Source organism: Rhizobium sp. RM, assembly GCF_013390595.1.
Classification (GTDB): domain Bacteria; phylum Pseudomonadota; class Alphaproteobacteria; order Rhizobiales; family Rhizobiaceae; genus Agrobacterium.
The window spans coordinates 146351-163017 of sequence record NZ_JACAWV010000020.1; the positions used below are offsets into that span (position 1 = coordinate 146351).

At 57.1% G+C, this 16667-nt stretch carries 15 protein-coding genes; 1 reads left to right on the forward strand and 14 read right to left on the reverse strand.

The annotated features are described in order from the left end of the window. Positions 1–49 precede the first annotated feature (49 nt). From HWX89_RS16070 to HWX89_RS16110, 9 genes are read right to left on the reverse strand one after another with little or no spacing between them, the layout of a single operon-like run. A complete protein-coding gene (locus HWX89_RS16070; RefSeq protein WP_138791732.1) occupies positions 50–1006 on the reverse strand; it encodes a LysR substrate-binding domain-containing protein in 957 nt (318 codons plus the stop codon). 43 nt (positions 1007–1049) lie between these two features. Next, the gene (locus tag HWX89_RS16075) at positions 1050–2561 is read right to left on the reverse strand and encodes a carboxylesterase/lipase family protein (protein ID WP_138791731.1); all 1512 of its coding nucleotides are present in this window, start codon (positions 2559–2561) and stop codon (positions 1050–1052) included. A 7-nt stretch (positions 2562–2568) separates the two neighbouring features. After that, a complete protein-coding gene (locus tag HWX89_RS16080) occupies positions 2569–3357 on the reverse strand; it encodes an ABC transporter permease (protein ID WP_138791730.1) in 789 nt (262 codons plus the stop codon). Positions 3358–3365: 8 nt separating this feature from the next. Next, the gene (locus HWX89_RS16085) at positions 3366–4235 is read right to left on the reverse strand and encodes an ABC transporter permease (RefSeq protein WP_138791729.1); all 870 of its coding nucleotides are present in this window, start codon (positions 4233–4235) and stop codon (positions 3366–3368) included. Further along, positions 4235–5290, reverse strand: a complete 1056-nt coding sequence (locus HWX89_RS16090; protein WP_138791855.1) for an ABC transporter ATP-binding protein — start codon at positions 5288–5290, stop codon at positions 4235–4237. Before HWX89_RS16090 ends, HWX89_RS16085 begins: the two co-directional genes overlap by 1 nt. 20 nt (positions 5291–5310) lie before the next feature. Next, on the reverse strand, positions 5311–6384 hold the full coding sequence (locus tag HWX89_RS16095) for an ABC transporter substrate-binding protein (RefSeq protein WP_138791728.1): 1074 nt from the start codon (positions 6382–6384) through the stop codon (positions 5311–5313). Positions 6385–6413: 29 nt separating this feature from the next. Next, positions 6414–7415, reverse strand: a complete 1002-nt coding sequence (locus HWX89_RS16100) for a dipeptidase (protein ID WP_138791727.1) — start codon at positions 7413–7415, stop codon at positions 6414–6416. Beyond that, positions 7412–8056 carry a 2-hydroxychromene-2-carboxylate isomerase gene (locus HWX89_RS16105; RefSeq protein ID WP_138791726.1) on the reverse strand — a complete coding sequence of 215 codons (645 nt, stop codon included), beginning with the start codon at positions 8054–8056 and terminating at the stop codon, positions 7412–7414. The genes HWX89_RS16100 and HWX89_RS16105 overlap by 4 nt, the downstream gene beginning before the upstream one ends. Beyond that, positions 8049–9545: an NAD(P)-binding domain-containing protein gene (locus HWX89_RS16110; protein ID WP_138791725.1), complete on the reverse strand. Its 1497-nt coding sequence runs from the start codon at positions 9543–9545 to the stop codon at positions 8049–8051. The genes HWX89_RS16105 and HWX89_RS16110 overlap by 8 nt, the downstream gene beginning before the upstream one ends. 285 nt (positions 9546–9830) lie before the next feature. On the opposite strand from HWX89_RS16110, the gene HWX89_RS16115 reads away from it, so the two are divergent. Continuing rightward, entirely contained in the window at positions 9831–11561 is a 1731-nt protein-coding gene (locus HWX89_RS16115) for a methyl-accepting chemotaxis protein (protein WP_138791724.1), read from the forward strand. Positions 11562–11573: 12 nt separating this feature from the next. Here HWX89_RS16115 and HWX89_RS16120 read toward each other — a convergent pair whose 3' ends face one another. From HWX89_RS16120 to HWX89_RS16140, 5 genes are all read right to left on the reverse strand, one after another. Then, positions 11574–12275, reverse strand: coding sequence for a ParA family protein (locus HWX89_RS16120; RefSeq protein ID WP_138791723.1), 702 nt, complete (start codon positions 12273–12275; stop codon positions 11574–11576). Positions 12276–12391: 116 nt separating this feature from the next. Next, on the reverse strand, positions 12392–13480 hold the full coding sequence (locus HWX89_RS16125; protein WP_138791722.1) for a protein-glutamate methylesterase/protein-glutamine glutaminase: 1089 nt from the start codon (positions 13478–13480) through the stop codon (positions 12392–12394). An 11-nt stretch (positions 13481–13491) separates the two neighbouring features. Further along, positions 13492–14352, reverse strand: a complete 861-nt coding sequence (locus HWX89_RS16130; RefSeq protein WP_138791721.1) for a CheR family methyltransferase — start codon at positions 14350–14352, stop codon at positions 13492–13494. Further along, positions 14349–14843, reverse strand: coding sequence for a chemotaxis protein CheW (locus HWX89_RS16135; protein ID WP_138791854.1), 495 nt, complete (start codon positions 14841–14843; stop codon positions 14349–14351). The genes HWX89_RS16130 and HWX89_RS16135 overlap by 4 nt, the downstream gene beginning before the upstream one ends. Positions 14844–14845: 2 nt before the next feature. Further along, entirely contained in the window at positions 14846–16666 is a 1821-nt protein-coding gene (locus HWX89_RS16140) for a methyl-accepting chemotaxis protein (protein WP_138791720.1), read from the reverse strand. Position 16667: the final 1 nt, after the last annotated feature.

The following is a 16667-nucleotide window of genomic DNA, read 5'->3' on the forward strand; positions in this document are numbered from 1 at the left end:
ATCGTAGAATGTTAGCTCTGGATGCTGGCGATCAGGGGAAAGGATGTTGTCAGTTGCCTCTGTCGATTGCGGGCACCTCGGCCAGCGTATCATAGATCACAGCATGGGGAATGTCGGCAACGATCCTGCGGGCCGCTGCCACCAGCTGTTCCACTTCCGATATGGCTGGGCGACCGGCTGCGGTCACCAGACCCCACTGGAAAGGGATACGGAAGGACAAAGGTAGAACCTTCACACCCTGGACAGGCAATCCCCAGAGCGTAACGGACTCAACGATGGCGATACCAAGACCCATACGCGCAAGCGAGAGGGAAACGTAGGTGGCGTTGCTGTCGATGACAGATGCCGGCTCGACGCCATGTTTGCCAAGGGCTTCGTTGATCCGCATCCGGAGACGGAACGGGTTGGCAGAGGCAATCAGCCGGTGACCGGAAAGGTCGGTGGCGGAAAGTACATTTTTGTCGGCCAGCGGGTGATCTTCTGCAACAACTGCGACACAGGGCACTTCGCCCAACCAATGAACTTCGATGCCGGGATTGTCGAGCGGTAGGCTGACTACGCCGAGATCTGCCGTTCCGGCAACGACCGCCTGCACGACGTTCTCCGATGATATGCTTTGCAGATGAACGTGGTTGGGAAATCGTTCGGGAGATAGCGTTGCAAGTGCGCGCGGCAGCAAGCTTGCGGCAATAGCGGGAATGGATGCCACTTCAATCGAGGTGGGACGGCTGGCTTCGATACGCCGTGCCCGCTCGCTGATGGTCTTTAGCCCGCTTAGAAACAGTTCGGCCTGCGAATAGAACGCCACGCCTTTTTCCGTCGGGGTTATCCGGGGACCATTGCGATGCAGAAGTGCGAAACCGAGCTCTCCCTCCAGATCCTGGATTAGCCTGGTCACGACCGGCTGGGATTTCCCCAGTGCCTTGGCGGCGCCGGTTATGCTGCCAATTGAAACGACAGCAACAAAGGCTTCCAATTGCCGTGTGTCGAGATAATCAGACACCATTTTTCGCTCCGCCACGAGAATTCACGTCTTCTATTTTAGGGGCTTATGCCGCGTTGTCGTCTGCTTTGCCAGTCTGCTTCGTCCATAGAGCTGTACGCACATCAAAGGGATCGATCCTGGCGACAAATCCGTTCGGTGCCAGCTGAAGCACGACTGGGTTCAGCTCGGTGTAAGACGGCCATTCGATTTCCTCCGCCGCCGACCGCTCATCCTTTATGAAAGCGGCCCACAGATTGTGTATTGCAGCAGCGAAGGACACGTCCGTTACGCGCTGACGTTCCGGTAAAGCGTTCTCGTCACGGCCAGCCCTGAACCAGACTGCACCGACTTCCGCGCCGTGCGCAGCGCCGAGTTCGTGGGCTTCAAACGCTCCATAGAGATATTTGAGAACCGGGTTCGCACGGGCATGCAATCTGGCGAACCGGACAGCCGGTAGCTGGAATACGAGATCGCCAGCGACCGCTCGCCAAATGCCGCGTGGGTTGTGTTCTGGAAGCGCCTGGCGGTAACGTGTGACAATGCCGCACCCGTCGAGGCCACACGGCCGCACTCGTTCATGCAGCAGTGCTGCGCAGAGATCGAAATCCATCTCCGGCTGTGCCGTTGCATGTGTGAGATACTCTGCCGTTGTGCAGCCTATCATCATCGGGACAGGTGCGGTTCGTCCTGCAGCCGCCGCGCATTCCGGATGTTCCGGAAGGCTCGTGCCGTCTATGACGGGCACGAATGGAACACCGAGCATGGCGGCCGATCCATCGCGTTCGAAATCGTGTCGCTCGTAGGATTCGTTGCAGAGGTCGCGCTGGATTTCGAGTAGCCGGGTGATCGGAAGTTCTTCAAGCGTGCTCTCGTCGGCGGCCATCGCGGAGACAAAACGCTGCGTCAGCTTTCTGGCGTCATCGGGTGATGCAATGGCCGTGCTTGCGCCGCTTTGCGGCATGGCGCGGTGAAACAGTCCATGTGCTGCCGGCATGGCCATCAATGTTGCAACAGCAAAGCCACCGGCAGATCTTCCTGCCAAAGTCACGCAGGTCGGATCGCCACCAAAACGTTCGATGTTGTCGCGCACCCATTCCAAAGCCGCGACGATGTCGAGCAATCCACGATTGTCCGGCTTGCCGTCGACATGGAGGAAACCGAGCGCGCCGAGGCGATAATTCACCGTCACCTCGACAATGCCGCTGGCCGCGAAAGCGCCGCTTTGAAGTACAGCCTCATTGGCGGAGCCGACTGCATAACCGCCACCGTGCACCCAAAGCAAAACTGGTGCCTTGCCGGCCGGATCTGGCGTGCGAATGTTAAGTGTCAGAAAGTCGGTCCCAAAGGTCAGTGTCGAGGTTGCTGCGGTCCCGACCGGCCCATATGTCGGGATTTGTGGGCAGACCGGACCAAGTGTCGTCGCGTCCCGTATGCCACGCCATGGTGAGACTGATTGCGGCGCCTCAAAACGCAACGCCGGTGTGATCGGTGCTGCATAGGAGACACTCAGGAAGGAGTGAATGCCATTTTCGACGAATCCGCCTATGGCACCTCTGGTGGTTTTGACAACCGTCATCGTCTCCTCACAATGCCTTGCGCAAACCGATCAGCCGTTCAACAGCCACGACCACGGCTACGGAAATCAGGATGAGAATGACCGAAAGTGCTGCAATCTGCGGATCGGTCGAGTATTCGAGGTAGTGATAAATCTCCGTCGGCAACGTTGAAGATTTGACCGACACGATGAAGAGAGAAATTGTCGCTTCGTCGAAAGAGATGAGGAAGGCGATGACCGCACCTGCAATCAGGCCAGGTCTGACCAATGGCAGTGTGATGCGCCAGAGCACCATTGCGGGTGAGGCACCATGGACCAGTGCCGCTTCTTCTATGCGGCGATCAACTGCCATCAGGCTCATGCTGATCGTACGCACAGTATAGGGTGTGGTAATGCCGAGATGGGCAAGGAAAATGCCGGTATAGCTGTCGAGCAGACCGAGCGGTCCCAGCACAAGCATAACGCCGACGGCCAGCACGATGTGTGGGACGAGGAAGGGCGCAAGGATCAGGAAGTTGATAGCGCCCTTGCCCTTGAAGTCGTAACGCGACAACGCAAGCGATAGAAGAAGCCCGGCGAAGATCGAAACAAAACCGACCAGTAGACCAATGCCGAGGCTTCGCCAGAAGGCGGCGATAAATTTGGCGTTGGCAAATACCTTCGCATAGGAGCCGAAAGATAGGCTCTCTGGCGGAAATGCCAGATATTGCCTTGTATCAAAGGAAATGACGAGAACGACGATGATCGGCGCCAGCAGGAAGAGGTAGAGCAGCGCGATCGTCAGGCCGAATGTGAGACGTCCGAGTTTGGCGTTCATGGACGGCCTCACGTTTCAAGCGCGCGCATCGCGCGCTGGTAAATCAGGATCACGCTGCCGAAGAGGACGAGGAGCAACACAGAAAGTGCCGCTGCCAATGGCCAGTTCAGGGTGACTGTCGCCTCATTAAATACTTCCGTACCGATGACGAACACACGGCCACCGCCCATCAGGCGCGGCGTGACGAAGGATGAAATTGCCAGCACGAAAACCAGCAATGCTGCGGTGAGGACCCCCGGTAGCGACAGGGGCAGGATGATGCGCGTGAAAACGCGAAAACGGTTTGCCCCGAGCATTGCGGCTGCTTCTTCCAGCTGGGCGTTGAGGCGGCCAAAGCCACTCAACATTGCGAGAATGGCGTAGGGCATCAGAATTTCGATCAGTGCTACCGTCGCGCCGAAATAATTATTGGTCAGCCTGATGACACCATCCGTCAAGCCGGCAGATTGCAGTGTTGTATTGATAACGCCGCGGTCACCCAGGATGACCATCCAGCCATAGGTACGGACGACGGAAGAGGTCAACAGAGGCGCGACCGCCAGCGCTGTCAAAACGCCGCGCCAGCGGCTCTTCGTGCGGGCAAGAAACAAAGCAATCGGATAGGAAAGCACAACCGCGAAAAACGCGACATTCACGCCAAGATAGAGCGTGTTCCAGGCGAGTTTCCAATAGAACGGATCGAATAGAACGGTGCGGTAAGATTCAAGCGTCCAGTCGCCACCTTTCAGTGCTGCGACGGCGGATGAGGCGAATGACGCGCGCACAAGCCAAAACAGTGGCAACAGAAATGTTGTCAGCAGGGCGAGAAGCCCGGGCAACAGCAGAAGCAGGAGAACACCGCGAGAACCGCCACCGGAGGAATGGCCGGGAACCGCCATTACGCGGCCTCCCCGACAAGCGTCACATCGTCGGGCGCGACCGAGAGGGTGACGTGGTCACCCTTCATCGGCAAAGTCGCGGCATGGGTTGGAAGATCGGCTTGAAGGCGATGATCCCCCGCTTTCACAGAAATCGTCAGCATCTGGCCGCGATAAACGACGTGATCGACGATGCCTGAAAACGAATTGACGCCTTCACCCAGCACAAAGCGATGCGGACGCACGAGGAAACGCGCAGTTTCGCCAACGGAGGCTTTGCCCGAAAAATGAAGCGGACCGAGGCCTGAAATTTCTGCGTGACCCGGTGCCGTTACGGTTCCAGCCAGGAAGGAACCGGCACCGATGAAGGACGCCACAAATTCCGTACGTGGGCGGTCGAAGATCTCGCGTGGCGTACCGATCTGTTCCAGCCGTCCCTCGGACATCACGGCAAGTCTGTCGGCCATCGAAAGCGCTTCATCCTGATCGTGGGTCACGAAAATGCTTGTGACGCCTGTGCGGTTCTGGATATCGCGAATTTCATCGCGCATCTCGTCCCGCAACTTGGCGTCGAGATTGGAAAGCGGTTCATCGAAAAGGAGGAGGGCGGGTTCGATGACAAGTGATCGGGCAATTGCCGCACGTTGCTGTTGTCCGCCGGAAAGCTGCGACACGCGTCGTTCGCCATAGCCAGACAGTTTCACGAGATCGAGGGCTTTAAGCACCCGCTCGGTTCTCTCCGGCTTGGCGATGCCGCGCATTTCCAGACCAAAGGAGATGTTTTCGGCAACGGTCATATGCGGAAAAAGGGCATAGGCCTGAAAGACCATGCCCATGTTGCGCTTGTAAACCGGGGTAGCCGAGATGTCGCGACCATCGAGACGGATCTCGCCCAAGGTTACGGGAATGAGACCTGCGATCATGCGCAGGATCGTCGTCTTTCCACAGCCCGAAGGGCCGAGCAGCGCCAGCATTTCCCCGCGCGGCAGGGAAAGGCTGACGTGATCGACGGAGGGCTTGAGGGCGCCCGGATAGGTCTTCACGAGATTGTCGATCTCGAGGTGGTGATCGGCCATGGCGTCCTTTGCCTCTATTCTCAGTTTGCCGCGATAACCTCGCGGTTGATCCGCTGAATCCATGCCGAGTATTTTTCCGACACGAAGTTCCAGTCCAGCGAAGACTGTGCGGCTTGTGCTTCCTTGCTGCCATAGATACGGGCAGCAACCGGTTCCGTCAGCGAAACCTTGGTGTTAACAGGACCGTAGAAGCTCTTCTCGGCGAAAGTCGCCTGTGCTTCCGGGCTTAGTGCGTAGTTCACGAAGAGTTCCGCGGCTTCCTTGTTCTTGGAACCCTCGACGAGACCAATGGTATTCGTCTGGCCGATTGAGCCTTCCTTTGGAAGCGCCACACCGATCTTGCCGCCCTGCGTATCATGCAGGTACTGGGCGCGACCGTTCCAGCAGATGGAAAGATCGACTTCACCGCTTTGTACCACCGCATAGCAATCGGGAGCCGGTTCGAACGTTGAAACGCTTGGTGCGATTTCGTTCAGGAGTTCGATCCCCGGATCGATCGAGTTCTTGTAATCGCCGCCCTTCAGTTTGGTCAGGATCGGCAACAGGATGACACCGCGTGTGTCGGAAAGCTTGGCGGCAATCTTGCCCTTGTATTGGGGATCGGTCAGATCGTTCCAGCTTGTGGGCGGGGTTTTGACGCTGTCGGTGTTGTAGAGAATAGCCAGGTTGTCTTGCGAGAAGGCGACGGCGCGGTCACCGTCGATCCGTGCCCATTCTGGCTGATCGGCAAGATTGGTCACCTTGGCGGCATCAAGCTTGGTGAACAGTTCTTCCTTGTTGGCCTTGATAGCAACCGAAACGTCGATCAGCGCGACATCGACCTTCGGGTCGGCGCGTTGGAGGGTAAGGAGCGCCAGTGTCTCGGCAGAGTTCTTGCTCTGCTGATACGTGACTTCAATGCCCGGATATTTGGCCTTGAAGGCGTCGATCACGAACTTCTGGTAGTTATCCGCAAACACGCCTGAGAACCCGACGACGTTGACGGTGCCTTTGGTCGCGTCCTGCGCGAAGACAGAGCCAGAAAGCGAGGCGATACCGGCAGCAACGATGCCGGCGAAGGTCGCGGCCTTGCGGCCCTTGATAGCATTTTTCATGTCAATTGCCTCCGATTGATAAAGTCTTGTCAGTTTGTCGGCCGCCAGGCGGCATCAAGTACGCGTAGCCAGTTCTGCCCCAGGAGTTTGAGAACCAGAGCTTCGCTCCAGCCGCGCGCGAGCATGCGGGACGTTAGGTTCGGAACGTCGCCAATTCGTTCGATGCCCTGCGGTTTGGAAATCTTCACCGTTGCAAATTCAGTCAGGGTGCGGGCTGTTCCCTTGTCCTTGTTCGCCCAGATCTGCCAAGGACCAGGGCGCGGGCGTTCCTGAGAGAAGTCGGTGCCGATTCCCACGTGATCTTCCCCAACGAGGTCAATGATGTAGGCCATGGCATCAAGATAGTCTTCGACCGTTGCGTCGTTGCCGGCTGCAAGACCCGGCGCGAACAAGCTGACGCCGATGATTCCGCCCTTTTCGGCGCATGCCTTGAACAATTCGTCCGGCTTGTTGCGCTTCACGTCACGCAACGCGCGGGGCAACACATGCGAGATACAGACAGGTGACTTGGATCGCTCGATCACATCTGCCGTCGTCCTGTCACCCACATGGCTGAGGTCGCAAAGCACACCAACGCGGTTCATTTCCGAGAGCACTTCGCGCCCAAAACCGGTCAGGCCGCTATCGTTCTCTTCCAGGTATCCCGCTCCGGAATAGTTCTGGGTATTATAGGTCAACTGCATGATGCCGACGCCGAGATCCTTGAAAATCTCGACATAATCCAGCTTGTCTTCGAGCGGCGAAGTATTCTGCCAGCCGATGATGATACCTGTCTTGTTTTCTTCCTTGGCGGCGTGGATATCGGCAACAGTACGCACTGGTCGGATAATATCATCGTTTTCGCGCATAAAGCGCTTCCACTCGCTGACATAACCGACGCCTTCGCGGAAGTTTTCCCAGATCACGCTCGACGCGTTTACTGCGGTCAGACCGCCCTTGCGCATGTCCTCGAATATCGACCGGCTCCACTGGCAGGTCTGCAGGCCATCGATCACGATGGCTTGGTCGTGGAGTTTTTGAGCATCGGTCATCGGAATGTCCTTACCGCAGATGGTGTCTGTTCTTGCTTGAGGGCCGCCAAGGCGCGGCCGGCGAATTCCAGTCTGTCCTGACCCCAGAACAATTCGCCGTTTACGACATATGTGGGCGTGCCGAAGATGCCGAGACGCTCCGCCTCCGCCAGATTACCGTGCCATTCGGCAACGATGTCGTCGGGCTGAGGATCACGCACGAGCGCGGCGCCTTCGGGGCCAATAGTCGCCGTAGCAATGTCGCGCAACGTGTCGAGGTCGGCGATATCGCGTTCCTCCGCCCACAGGCCACGCTGGATTGCAAAGGAGAGGCTGATGGCATCGAGACCCGCCGTCTGTGCGGCGATGACGGTCTGTGCTGCTCGCTCTATGGTGGCACAGGGGTAGAATTTTGGTGTCAGGTTAAGGGGCATGTTGAGGTGCCGGCGCCAACGATCGAGCTCGACAGCATGGTACCGCTGTCGCGCGTCGGGACGCGTGCGCAGCGGAATGCCGCCATTGGCCTCGATGATGCGAATTGGGCGCAAGACAACCTCCGCACCATTCGCCTTTGCGATTTTAACCGCGTGCGGCGCACCGAAATAGGCCCAAGGCGAGGAGATGCCGTAGAATATCTCCAGTTTTACAGCCGTCTCAACCATTTGCGGTCTCCTGTTCTTGATTTTCATCCGCGTCGAGCCATTCGTCGCCAATGATTTCCGAGACGTCGTGGCCCATGAATGTCTCGAGATGGCGGTAGCGATCTTCGACGAAGAGTGAACGGGCGATGCCTTCGGCCAGCCGCTCGGCACCGTGGCTGACGGAAGGGATGCCGCTGGTGATCTTGCCGTGAGAAGGAACCGCCGGGTATGCGAAGCAATAGATGTGTGAAATTGTCTCCGCTTCCGCAGCGCTGAGGTCAGGCTTGGGCAGAAACTCGAACGATGGCCCGAGATAGGGATAGATACCCAGCGCCTCGTTCCGGTTATGTGCCGGTGGCTGATAGACATCGCGCCATAAAAGGACGCGGTCCTGAAGAGCCGTGAATTCGGGCCGTTGTGCAAAATTGACGTCGAATCCCGTCGCGAAAATGATGATGTCGACCGTATAGCGGCCTTTGGGGGTGCAGATTTCCACGGCGTCGTTGGTTTGCGTCAGTGCGTTTATGGGGCTGCCAAGGTGGAAAAATGCATTCTTATGGCGCGACACGCGAAGAACGCTGTGACGCGGCGGTGGAATTTGTGTGCGCTCGGCTTCTGTCATGAAGGTCCAACGATCTTCGTCCGGCAGGCCGATAAAACCGTGTGTCATGCCAAGACCGGCAACGCCTCCAAACTTCTCGACGCGGGGAATATCCTGACGCCGTATAAAGAGATCGACGCTCGCCGCACCCGCCTCTAGTGCTGATGCAGCATTATCCATGGCTGAAGCTCCGGCCCCGACGACGGCGACACGCTTTCCACGTAATGTCGAGATATCGAACACATCACCGCTATGGCGGATAAAACGGGCTGGAACGGTCGCCGCGACGTCCGGCAGTCGTGGTGCGCCAAGGCCATCCAGACCGGTGGCAAGAATGACGCGTCGCGCCAATACGCGCTGGCTTCCTGTTTCTCCACCGAAATCGAGTTCCAGCAGTCCGTCATGCCGGATTGCCAGGTTTTCGAGTGCTTGGTCATTGCTCACAGGCAGGGTCAGAACACGTCTGTACCACACCATGTATTCCATCCACATTTCACGCGGAATAAGCTGCATGGCCTCGAAGGCCTGTCCACCAAACTGGGCTTCGTACCATGCGCGGAAGGTTAGCGATGGAATACCAAGCGCCGGGCCTGCAAGTTCCTTGCGCGTACGCAGTGTTTCCATACGCGCCGACGTGATCCACGGCCCTTCCTGGCCAGCGGGAGCCTTGTCGAAAGCCCGGACATTGTTCATGCCGGTGAAAAGCAAGGCAGCAAGGGCCGTCAGGCCGCAAAGTCCCGCCCCAATCACCGCAACATCAAGAACGTGATCTTCAGCAGAGTTCGTCTCAGGAACCCACGACCGTGCCGGTCGCTCAAGCAGCTGCAATTCATAGGCAAGCCTTTCCTCAAGCGCCTTCAGCCCGAAGGATCTTTCCTGTGAACGGCTTGTCCCGTAATCGTCAATCATGCTTTTTCTGCATTTATCAATGTAATGAATTCTATTTACGCATCATAAGAACCACAGAACGCCGATCCCGGGAAGCAAAAATCTTCTAATAATTGGCCGTTTCAGGCAAAAAATAAGGCGCTGAACATTTTGTGGGCACATGCCGCCCTCCATGATGATCCGCGCGGTAAGGTAGGACTTGGTCAACCACGCGCGTTGTTAACGCGCGATCAACTTAAAATATTCACTGACTGTTTTTGAGCTCGCCCTATCCTTGCGTTATTCAACTACAGGAAAAATCGCGACGTGAGACATCTATCAAAAGCTGAAACGCACGACCCGCAGGCCTATTTGACCGAGCGTCTGGCGCTTGCGCAGTCTCGCATCGAGCAAACATTCCTTGATGGCGGTTCGGTCCTCGTCTCAGTCATGGAAATCCTGAGCGAGCTCATCGCGATCCTGGATCGCATGACCGGCTCCATGGATGGCGATACCGCCGGTACGGCAGTGTCCAACATGCAAAAGACGGTGGAGGAGCTCATCCGTCTTCCCGAAATGGAAAACGCACGGCAAGCAGCATTCACTGAAATGAGCACGCTTTGCAAATCCTCGAACGGCCATGTCGACGATATCAAGGAGACTATCCGCTATTTGAAAACCTTCGCAGTCACCGTGAAGATCACGGGCGCGGGTATCTCCGAGTTTTCCGCTTTTGCCGAGGAAATACGAGAGCGTATTCATTTCGGAGGCGATGAAGTTGCCAAATTTGCGCAATATCTCGATCTCATGGATAAGCAGCTCGCCAAAGCGCGTGATGTTTCGTCCGCTATCGGGGTGGATTTCGAAGCGACGATCCCGGAAATTGTCGGAGGGTTGAAGACCAATGCGGGTCGCATCGGTGACCAACATCGCGATATGACGGCGATGGCATCCAAGGTGAAGTCGATTGCACAGGGCGTACAGGTCAAGATCGGATCGACACTCTCTTCGCTGCAGATCGGCGACATAACCCGCCAGCGCATCGAGCATGTGAATACAACACTGGCTCTTTTCGACGAGTATCGGCGCTCAGAGGAAGCAATGGTGCTGAGCGCTGCCGAAATGGATGCCTTAAGTGATACGGTGTTCGAGCTGGTTCGCGCGCAGATCGACGAAACAGCTGCAACCTTCCAACAGGATTGTCGCAAGATTTTTGCTGGAATCGCAAGCTTTGCCGATGATGCCGCCAACATTCTCTCTCTCCGCGATCGGCTGGTGGAAGATGCGGACAAGGACGGCGGCAGCGCGCTTCAACTGCTTGAAAGAGATATCGCCAAGGCGTGCAATCTCGCAGGTCGCGTGCAGGAGAGTATGGTTGAAGCTAACGCGGCCGTCTCATCGGTGACCGGTACGGCGCAGGATCTCTTGCAGGGCATCGAGGTTCTAAGGTCCATCAAAACCGAAATTCACTACATGGCGCTGAACTCCAACCTGCGTTGCTCAAAGCTGGGTGACGAGGGACGTTCGGTCAATGTTGTCAGCGCTGAGCTTCGGGTCTTCGCCGACAAGCTGGAGACACCTGCAGACGCAATCGTTGGCGATCTTCGCCGGATCGAGGCGGCGATTGCCGATCTGGCTGGCGAAAAACAGAGCTCCGCAGATCTGCGCGAACCGTTGAATGAGGCGCTTGACGCAGTCAGCCAGGCAAAGATCCAGATGGAAACCGGTCTGCGGGATCTGGCGGAAGAAGGGCAGGCGGTTTTCAGCCGTATCAGCGCCGCCGTGGTGAAGCTTGATTTTGAGAGCGAGCTTGGCAACGTTCTGGAAGAATGCAGGCAAATTGCCGGGGATATCGCTGTTACCAGCGCTCAGGATATAACGGCATTCGCAGAAAAGATCCTTCCCTTATCGTCTCGCATCTACAAGATCTATACAATGGCACAGGAGCGCGACGTCCATATGCACTACCTGCCGGTCGATCTCGCGTCCGGCCCGAAAGAGCTGATGACTACAGCCTCGGATGACGACGACGATCTGTTCGCCGACGCGCTTTTCTAGAATTTCCTTGTTTCAGGCCGCCTGCATCAGTTTGCTGGCGGTCTCCTTCTCTGAAGCTTCAAGCAACCGCAGAACTTCGTCTGCGAAAGCGCCTGCATTTCTGAGGGCCTTGTCGAGGTTGCTGACAGTGCCTGAATTCATCGTGTGCAAGCATCCATCGAACTCGAACATATCTCTGAATGCCGATCTCTCGAAGATCGGCGTATCGAGGACACGGACATTCCTTTGTGCCAGGAGTTCGCGTGCGGCCAGCAGGGCACGCGTGGTGACAAGCGGATTAACGCGGGTCAGGACGACCGAATGCTCGATCCGGATATTTGCTTTTTCATAGAGGTAGCGCAGCAGTTCAAGAACTTGTGCGCCACCCTGAGCATCCATCGTGCTGCCCTGTACGGGAATAATTACGTGGTTAGAAAGGCCGATCGCCGTTGCCAGCAATGGTGATTGGGCGCCCGGCAGATCGATGAGGATGTGGTCGAACGCGCGCCGGCTATCGAGGACATGCTGTTGAAGTGTCGTCGCGGTCACATAGGTGATGACTGAAAATTCGACTTTGGCGTCGGCTTTTTCGCGCCAGCGGGATATCCAGCGTTGCGGATCGGTATCGATCACGCAGACCCGCGACCCGCGCCGGGCCAGTTCGGACGCCAGCAGCAACACAGCAGTTGTTTTGCCTGCGCCGCCTTTGGTGTTCGCGAAGGTGATAACTGGCATGGCATGACCCGGAAGATTGGTCGGAGACAGTCATGCCTCGCTCAACGCACCTGTTGCATGGTGTTGCCAGCATCATTGGCGAGTTTGGTTAACGCTGGGTAAAACAGTCGGCGATATTAACGACGGCGATCCTCTGCCAGGATTTCCTGCGCAATCTTGTCGAGGTGAAGGATCTTGTCGACACCGCCATGTGCAATTGCTTCCTTGGGCATGCCGAAGACGACGGACGATGCTTCGTCCTGAGCAACTGTGAAAGCACCGGCCTGATGCATCTCCAACATGCCGCGAGCACCGTCGTCGCCCATGCCGGTCATGATGATACCCATTGCATTTGCCCCTGCCGCGCGTGCGGATGAGCGAAACAGGACGTCGACAGATGGGCGATGCCGTGAAACGAGAGGACCGCTGCGAATTGAGACACGGTAACGGGCTCCTTGCCGTTCCAGCAGCATGTGCTTGTCGCCCGGCGCAATCAGCACATGGCCACGCAAAACCGGGTCACCGTCCTCTGCTTCCTTGATTTCCACATCGCACAAGCTGTTTAGACGCTTTGCAAAGGCTGCGGTGAATTTCTCCGGCATATGCTGGACGATAACCATACCGGGAGAGTTTGCCGGTAGCCTCATGAGCATTTCACGCAACGCTTCTGTCCCGCCCGTGGACGCACCGACACATATCACCATTTCTGTGGTCCGCGCCATCGCCTTGCCCGACGGGGGCGGCAGCACGGCATCGGCCGTCAGTTTGGCGAGGGGACCGCTGGCTGAGGCTGATCGGAGGGCAGGGCGTGCATTTCCGACGCGGGCATGGGCAGCACTTTTGACGACTTCGCAGATGCGGGAAGCCTGCTCGGCAAGATGATCTGCCGCAGCGATTTTTGGTTTGAGAATGATGTCGACAGCACCCGCTTCCAGAGCCTGCAGCAGTGTTTCCGATCCGGCTTCCGTCAATGACGAGCACATGACCACCGGGATTGGTTTTTGCGACATGATCTTGCGCAGAAAAGTAATGCCGTCCATGCGTGGCATCTCCACGTCGAGCGTAATGACGTCTGGGATTTCTTCCTGGATACGCTTGGCCGCGACAAAGGGATCAGATGCGGCTCCGATCACTTCGATCTTTGGGTCGCTCTCTAGAACCTGCGTCAAGGTCTGCCTGACGCTGGCAGAATCGTCGACAATAAGGACGCGGATCTTTTTCGACATGGTGCCCGCCGTTACTGTTTCTTGAAAACGGTATTGGCGACCTGACGTAACGGCAGGTCGATACCGGTTATGGTTTCGGAATGGCCGATGAAAAGATAGCCTCCCGGCACCAGGCGACGGCATAATTCGGTCAGCACATGTGTCTGTGTTTTCTTGTCGAAATATATCAAAACGTTACGGCAGAAAATAAGCTGCACTGCATCGCCGATCTGATACGTCTTATCCATAAGATTAAGACGAGCGAAGCCGATTTTTGACCGCAACCTTGGAACAATCCTCACGTCCCGACGACCAGCGTCGACCGGGCGCATGACGTATTTGCGCATCATTTCTGCGGGAACCGGATCGAGAAGCTCACGGGCATAGATGCCACTATGGGCTTTCCTGAGTACGTCGGTGGAGAGATCGGTGGCGAGGATGCTAAAGTTGCTAATCACCTGTTTATCGAGAGCTTCGGACAGCACCATCGCCATTGTATAAGGCTCTGCGCCTGTCGAGCAGGCAGAACTCCAGGCTCTAATACGATTGTGACCCTCACTCACCAATGCCGGTAAGGCGAACTTTTCCAGGTAGTCGAAATGGTTCGGTTCGCGGAAGAAATCCGTCTTGTTTGTGGTCACCACGTCGATCAGATAGATTGCTTCTTCTTCCAGCCCGTCTTCACGGAACAGAAAGTTGCAATATTCGCCGAAGGTGGCATGGCCTGTGGCGCGCAGGCGCTTTCGCAAACGTCCCTCAAGCATCGTGCGCTTGGTATCGGGCATTTTTATGCCGCTGTAATTGTAGATGTATTCGGCGAGCAGCTTGAAATCCCGCTGGCTCAATCCGTCGTAAGCAGCGGCGGACGCATTCACGGAAACGGCTCCCCTCATGCTGCTTGGACCGGTTTGCCACTCTGCCGGGCAAGGGCGCTCTCTTCATCCGAAAACAGTTTTGCCAGGTCGATGATGACAACAAAGTCACCCTCTCGACGCACGACGCTGGCAATATAGTCGCAGTTCCATTGAACACCGATGTCGGGCGCGGATTCCATCTGGTCGCGGCCGAAAGGCGTTACCTCGAACACCTTGTCCGCCACGAGACCAACCGCAAGTGTCCGGGTCGGGAAGGGGATATCCAACACCAGCACACGCGTATGGGTGGTCCTCACGCTGCGGCTCATCCCGAGCCGCAGGCGAAGGTCGATGATGGGCACGCCCTGCCCACGCACGTCTCTCAGACCCAGCAGATATTCGGGGCTGTAAGGGATTTTGAAAGTATCCTCGTAGTCGAGAATTTCACGAACGACAGTCACAGGAACCGCGAAGACTTCCTCGCCGAGGCTGAACGTCACAAACTGGAAATCGGAGGACGTGCTGGTCATCATCAGGCGCTTTCGCGGAAATCCGCATCATCGGCGTCAGGACCGCCCATGGACATGTCCAATGCAAAACCCTTGGCGCGGGCTTGCTGGGCACCGACAGAATTATCCGTGTGAGGCTTGCGTGCGACAGCAGGTTTGGTGGTTGCCCGTGGGGTAGCGACAGGCTTTGCGGCTGGGCGGCGCAGAACTTGAGCTGGGTGCGACGAGAGACCTGAAGCGTCAACCTTGAAGAAGGCGATGCTGCTCTGCAGTTCCTCTGCCTGTGCAGCCAGCTCTTCCGATGTCGCCGACATTTCTTCGGATGCGCCGGAGTTCTGCTGCGTGACCTTGTCGAGCTGCTGGATCGCCTCGTTTATCTGTGCGGCCCCGATATCCTGTTCGCGGCATGCGGCAGAGATCTCGGCAACCAGTTCTGCCGTCTTGCGGATATCCGGAACCAGACGGTTCAGCATGTCACCCGCATCCGTCGCCACCTTCACCGTCTCGCCGGAGAGCGAGCTGATTTCAGCCGCCGCGGCCTGGCTGCGTTCGGCGAGTTTGCGGACTTCCGACGCCACGACGGCAAAGCCCTTGCCGTGTTCACCGGCACGTGCGGCCTCGACCGCAGCGTTCAGCGCGAGAAGGTCGGTCTGACGGGCAATTTCCTGCACGATCGAAATCTTCTCTGCGATGGTGCGCATCGCGACCACTGCGCGGTTGACGGCTTCGCCGCTGGCTTCGGCATCTTTCGACGACTGGCGAGCGATCTTCTCCGTCTGTGCGGCATTGTCTGCATTCTGCTTGATGTTGGCAGCCATCTCTTCCATCGAGGCCGATGCCTCTTCGGCAGACGATGCCTGTTCTGTAGCGCCCTGGCTCAACTGCTCGGAACTCGCAGACAGCTCCTGGCTGCCGGAAGAAACGTTGTCGGAAGCGGAAAGAGCATCTGCAACGATACCACGCAGGCGTTCGACCATACGTTCGAGCGCAAGACCAAGCGTATCGCGCTCTGACAGCGGCTTCGGCATGACGGTTAGGTCGCCATCGGCGATGCGGTCTGCAATGCTGGCGGTGTTGCGCAGGTTGCCGGTCATAACGTTGATACGGTTTACGAGATCCTTGATCTCGTCATTCGTTTTGATCTCGACGTTCTGGTTGAGGTCGCCAACCGAAACTGCTTCGGCAACCGTCATGATCTTGCGCAGGCCGCTGCTGATGCCGAGTGCGATCCAGAGTGCTGTTGCCGCGGCAATGAGGACGGCAACCGCCGATGCACCGATCAGAAGGGTGCGGGTCTGTTCGTAAGCGTCATTTGCCGCTTGCTTGGCGGCTTCAAGACGATCGCGGTTCATCTTGACGCCTTCATCCAGCTTTTGCGTCAAGGCATTGGCCGCCAGGCGACCATCCCCGGAGGAGAACGACGCAGCAAGCGAAGTGTTGCCCTGCGCGACCAGTTCGCGCACGCGATCGTCGCTCGCTTCGAACGCTTTTGTGATCGCCTGAAGGTCCGTCCAGTATGCACGTGTTTCGGCGCTGGCGCTGGTCGCCATATCGCTGAGCATCGCGTTGATATGGTTGCGGCTTTCGTCGCTGGACGCCTTGTGGCGCTGGGTTTCTTCCTGCGATGTTGAAAGGATCATGTTCTTTTGCGACCGGACAGTCGTCAGAGCCAGGGCATTCATCTGATGCACCTTGTCGAGACGCACGACCGTGCCTTCGACGACGTCGTCCATCGAATCCTTGGAGACGCCGAGGCTGTAAATGCCGTAGCCGGCGGTTCCGGCAAGCATCAATATAAGGAAGCCGAAGGCGGCGGCCAGCTTCATCTTGATTGTAAATCGCATA

What these genes read in the sequence shown, in the direction of transcription:
- HWX89_RS16070 (WP_138791732.1), bottom strand. Translation starts at nt 1,006, where the DNA reads ATGGTGTCTGATTATCTCGACACACGGCAATTGGAAGCCTTTGTTGCT.
- HWX89_RS16075 (WP_138791731.1), bottom strand. Translation starts at nt 2,561, where the DNA reads ATGACGGTTGTCAAAACCACCAGAGGTGCCATAGGCGGATTCGTCGAA.
- HWX89_RS16080 (WP_138791730.1), bottom strand. Translation starts at nt 3,357, where the DNA reads ATGAACGCCAAACTCGGACGTCTCACATTCGGCCTGACGATCGCGCTG.
- HWX89_RS16085 (WP_138791729.1), bottom strand. Translation starts at nt 4,235, where the DNA reads ATGGCGGTTCCCGGCCATTCCTCCGGTGGCGGTTCTCGCGGTGTTCTC.
- HWX89_RS16090 (WP_138791855.1), bottom strand. Translation starts at nt 5,290, where the DNA reads ATGGCCGATCACCACCTCGAGATCGACAATCTCGTGAAGACCTATCCG.
- HWX89_RS16095 (WP_138791728.1), bottom strand. Translation starts at nt 6,384, where the DNA reads ATGAAAAATGCTATCAAGGGCCGCAAGGCCGCGACCTTCGCCGGCATC.
- HWX89_RS16100 (WP_138791727.1), bottom strand. Translation starts at nt 7,415, where the DNA reads ATGACCGATGCTCAAAAACTCCACGACCAAGCCATCGTGATCGATGGC.
- HWX89_RS16105 (WP_138791726.1), bottom strand. Translation starts at nt 8,056, where the DNA reads ATGGTTGAGACGGCTGTAAAACTGGAGATATTCTACGGCATCTCCTCG.
- HWX89_RS16110 (WP_138791725.1), bottom strand. Translation starts at nt 9,545, where the DNA reads ATGATTGACGATTACGGGACAAGCCGTTCACAGGAAAGATCCTTCGGG.
- HWX89_RS16120 (WP_138791723.1), bottom strand. Translation starts at nt 12,275, where the DNA reads ATGCCAGTTATCACCTTCGCGAACACCAAAGGCGGCGCAGGCAAAACA.
- HWX89_RS16125 (WP_138791722.1), bottom strand. Translation starts at nt 13,480, where the DNA reads ATGTCGAAAAAGATCCGCGTCCTTATTGTCGACGATTCTGCCAGCGTC.
- HWX89_RS16130 (WP_138791721.1), bottom strand. Translation starts at nt 14,352, where the DNA reads ATGAGGGGAGCCGTTTCCGTGAATGCGTCCGCCGCTGCTTACGACGGA.
- HWX89_RS16135 (WP_138791854.1), bottom strand. Translation starts at nt 14,843, where the DNA reads ATGACCAGCACGTCCTCCGATTTCCAGTTTGTGACGTTCAGCCTCGGC.
- HWX89_RS16140 (WP_138791720.1), bottom strand. Translation starts at nt 16,666, where the DNA reads ATGCGATTTACAATCAAGATGAAGCTGGCCGCCGCCTTCGGCTTCCTT.